Source organism: Dietzia maris, assembly GCF_014144855.1.
GTDB classification, from domain to species: domain Bacteria; phylum Actinomycetota; class Actinomycetes; order Mycobacteriales; family Mycobacteriaceae; genus Dietzia; species Dietzia kunjamensis.
On the sequence record NZ_JAALDN010000263.1, the window covers coordinates 1 to 4,116 of the forward strand.

The window sequence follows — 4,116 nt, forward strand, 5'->3', positions numbered from 1 at the left end:
TGAACGCGATCCGTGTCCACGGTGGTGACGAGCGGGCCACGTTGCGTGCGCGCCTGCTCGAGCTCCTCGAGGCGCTGCCGGTGGACGATGCACGCGTGCTGGCCGCGCGCCGGGACCTCGCGAGCGCGCTCTACTGACGCTCGGCTCCCGGCCGCTCAGGCGCCCGCGATCTCCGTCGTCGTCGGTGCCGCGTGTCGGAACCACACGGTGGCGCGGGGGCCGACCGTGATCGCCGCGGAATAGGGCCGTCCGTGGTGGGGTGCCGGCTCGGCGTGGACACCGCCGAGGTTGCCCGCGCCCGAGCCCTCGTAGGCCGAGGCGTCGGTGTTGAGGATCTCCTCCCAGTACCCGTCCTCGGGGAGCCCGATGCGGTAATCGCCGAGTGCGGCGCCGGAGAAGTTGACCACGCACGCGACGGTGTTGCCGGCGTGGTCGGTCCGCAGGAAGGACAGCGTGTTGTGGGCGGCGTCGTTGGCGTCGATCCACGAGAAGCCGGAGGGGTCGTCGTCGAGCGACCACAGGCCGGGATTGTCGGCGTAGCGGGCGTTGAGGTCCCGCACGCAGGCGAGGATGCCACGGTGATACTCGCCCTCCCAGCCCTCGAGATTCTCCCAGGCGACACCCTTGTCGGCGTCCCACTCGGTGGTCTGCCCGAACTCGAGGCCCTGGAAGAGCAGCTTCTTGCCGGGGTGCGCCCACATGTAGGCGTACAGGCTGCGGATGCCGGCCGCACGGTCCCACGAGGTGCCGGGCATACGCTCCCACATCGATCCCTTGCCGTGGACCACCTCGTCGTGGCTCAGGGGGAGGACGAAGCGCTCGCTCCAGGCGTACATCATCGAGAAGGTGATCTCGCCGTGGTGGAAACCGCGGTAGATCGGGTCGAGCCCCACGTAGCGCAGGGTGTCGTTCATCCAGCCCATGTTCCACTTCATGGAGAACCCGAGGCCGCCCGTGTAGGTGGGCGACGTGACGCCGCCCCAGGACGTGGACTCCTCGGCCACGGTGAGGAAACCGGGGTGCTCCCGGGCCAAGGTGGCGTTGACCTCCTGGAGGAACGAGATGGCCTCGAGGTTCTCCCGTCCACCGTGGATGTTAGGGGTCCACTCGCCGGCCTCGCGGGAGTAGTCGAGGTAGAGCATCGAGGCCACGGCGTCCACCCGCAGTCCGTCGATGTGGAACTCCTCGGCCCAGTACAGGGCGTTGGCGACGAGGAAGTTGCGCACCTCGTGGCGGCCGAAGTCGAAGACGTAGGTGCCCCAGTCGGGCTGTTCGCCGCGTCGGGGGTCGGCGTGCTCGTAGAGCGGGGTGCCGTCGAACCGGCCGAGCGACCACTCGTCCTTGGGGAAGTGGGCGGGTACCCAGTCCACCAGGACTCCGATACCGCGGGAGTGGAGGTGATCGATGACGTAGCGCAGGTCGTCCGGGGTGCCGAACCGGCTGGTCGGGGCGAAGTACGACGAGACCTGGTAGCCCCACGAGCCGCCGAAGGGGTGCTCGGCGACCGGCATCAACTCCACGTGGGTGAACCCGGTCTCGATGATGTGGTCGGCGAGTTCGTGCGCGAACTCGCGGTAGTCGAGGCCGGGCCGCCAGGAGCCGACGTGGACCTCGAGGACGGTCATCGGGGAGTGCGAGTGGTCGCGGGTCGCGCGGGCGGCGATCCACTCGTCGTCGTTCCACTCGTAGCCGGAGGTGAACACCTTCGACCCGGTCGAGGGCGGCACCTCGGTGGCCACCGCCATGGGGTCGGCGTGGTCGATGGTCCGGCCGTCGGCCCCGCGGACGCAGTACTTGTAGACGGCGCCGTCGGCGACGTCGGGGACGAACAACTCCCACACCCCGGAGGACCCGATCGAGCGCATGGGCAGCGCGGTGGGATTCCATCCGCAGAAGTCGCCGACGACGCTCATCCCGCGGGCGTTGGGCGCCCACACGGCGAATGACGTGCCGGTGACCGGTCCGCCCGCGGTCTCGTAGGTGCGCACGTGGGCGCCGAGGACATCCCACAGTCGTTCGTGGCGCCCTTCGCCGATGAGGTGCAGGTCGACCTCGCCCAGCGTCGGGAGGAAGCGGTAGCCGTCCGCGACGGTGCGCGTGTGGCCGTCGGGGTAGCGGACCCGGAAACGGTAGTCGGGCACCTCCGTCTCGGGCACCGCCGCGTGGAACAGTCCGTCGCCGACCGGGGTCATGGGGACGGTGCGGTCGTCGAACACGATCTCCACCTCCACCGCGCCCGGCTGGACGGTGCGGACGACCGAGCCGTCGCCGTCGCGGTGCGCGCCGTAGACGGAGTGCGGGTCGTGGTGGGTACCGGACCGGAGCCGGCCGAGGACGTCGTGCGGGATCGGCGTCGGTTCCGTGGGAGTGACGGGCCCGGGGGACGCGACGGGCGCCGTGGCCGGCGCGGGCGGTGTCGGTGACGGCGGTGACGGCGGTGATGAAGACGGCGGCGACGACGACGAGGGCGACGACGACGAGGTCTGCTCCGGCTGGAGCCGGTCGGTGGAGCGGTCCTTCTTCTTGTGCTGTGCCATGGCCGTTCGCCTCAATCCACGGTGTGCGTGCGGTAGGACTGTTCGACCCTACGTGCTTCGTCGCAGGGCGGGATCGCGATGATGTGTGCGACGGCGGTCCACGGCTCGAGCCGGACGTAGTTGCTCGACCCCCAGTGGAACTCGGAGCCCGTCACCTCGTCGCGGACGCTGAACCGGGCGTCGGCGTCGTACCCCAGGGCCGCCATGTCGAGGTGGAGGGTGCCCTCCTGGACGCCGAGGGAGTCCAGGGAGACCACCGTGAGAACGCAGTCTCCGGTGGCCGGGTCGACCTTGGAGTAGGCGATGATCTGGTCGTTGTCCACGTCGTGGAACGTCAGGGTGCGCAGCTGCTGCAGGGCGGGGTGCTCGCGGCGGACCCGGTTGAGGGTGCGCAGCCACGGGGCGAGCGACTGCCCGGCGGCCTCCGCGGCGGCGAAGTCACGGGGCCGCAGCTCGTACTTCTCCGAGTCGAGGTACTCCTCGCTGCCGTCGGCGACGGGCTGCCATTCGTAGAGCTCGTAGCCGGAGTACACGCCCCACGCGGGCGAGAGCGTCGCGGCGAGCACCGCCCGGATCGCGAACATCGCCGGGCCGCCACGTTGGAGCGACTCGTGGAGGATGTCCGGGGTGTTGGTGAACATGTTGGGGCGGGCCTCGTCGACGTGGGCTAGCAACTGCTCGCAGAACTCCATCAACTCGGCCTTCGTGGTCTTCCACGTGAAGTAGGTGTAGGACTGCGAGAACCCGCGCTTGGCCAGTCCGAACAGCCGGGCCGGCCGGGTGAAGGCCTCCGCCAGGAACAGCACGTCCGGCTCGGTCCGCTTCACCTCGCTGATGAGGCGGTTCCAGAAGTCGGCCGGCTTGGTGTGCGGGTTGTCCACCCGGAAGATCCGTACCCCGAGGGACGTCCACAGCCGGACGACACGCAGCACCTCGGCGTAGATGCCCTCGGGGTCGGTGTCGAAGTTGACCGGGTAGATGTCCTGGTACTTCTTGGGCGGGTTCTCGGCATAGGCGATGTGCCCGTCGGGCAGCACGGTGAACCACTCGGGGTGTTCGGCGGCCCACGGGTGGTCGGGCGCGCACTGCAGGGCAAGGTCCAGTGCGACCTCGACGCCGCGCTCCCCGGCGTAGGTCACCAGGTCCCGGAAGTCGTCGACGGTGCCGAGGTCGGGGTGGACCGCGTCGTGTCCGCCCTCGGCGGAGCCGATGGCCCACGGTGACCCGACGTCGTCGGGCCCGGGGGTCAGGGTGTTGTTGCGGCCCTTGCGGTTGATCTCGCCGATGGGGTGGATCGGCGGCAGGTACACGACGTCGAACCCGAGGTCGGCCGCGTGATCGACGTAGGAGCGCGAGGTGGTGAACGTCCCGTGGATGGGACGGCCCTCGTCGTCCCACCCGCCGGTGGAGCGGGGGAAGAACTCGTACCAGGAGCTGAACTGCGCCTCGCGACGGTCCACCCACACGCGGTGGGTCTGACCCACGGTCACGAGTTCGCGGACGGGATCGGCGGCCAGCGCGGCCGCGACCTCGTCCGACAGCGCCGGGGCGGTCCGGGTGGCCGCGTCGCCCGGGCCGC

3 protein-coding genes are annotated in these 4,116 nt (G+C 70.1%); 1 reads left to right on the forward strand and 2 read right to left on the reverse strand.

All coding sequences use genetic code 11. The annotated features are described in order from the left end of the window. Positions 1 to 8: 8 nt before the first annotated feature. Positions 9 to 137, forward strand: coding sequence for a tetratricopeptide repeat protein (locus tag G6024_RS09170; protein ID WP_268817115.1), 129 nt, complete (start codon positions 9 to 11; stop codon positions 135 to 137). Positions 138 to 155: 18 nt separating this feature from the next. On the opposite strand, the gene glgB is transcribed toward G6024_RS09170, so the two are convergent. Next, positions 156 to 2,537 carry a 1,4-alpha-glucan branching protein GlgB gene (gene glgB, locus G6024_RS09175; protein ID WP_194307346.1) on the reverse strand — a complete coding sequence of 794 codons (2,382 nt, stop codon included), beginning with the start codon at positions 2,535 to 2,537 and terminating at the stop codon, positions 156 to 158. Between the two features lie 11 nt (positions 2,538 to 2,548). Beyond that, positions 2,549 to 4,116: alpha-amylase family protein (locus G6024_RS09180; protein ID WP_159148546.1), on the reverse strand; the 1,568-nt coding region annotated here is incomplete at its 5' end.

Coding starts and splice junctions, on each gene's coding strand:
- glgB (WP_194307346.1), bottom strand. CDS start 2,537: ATGGCACAGCACAAGAAGAAGGACCGCTCCACCGACCGGCTCCAGCCG.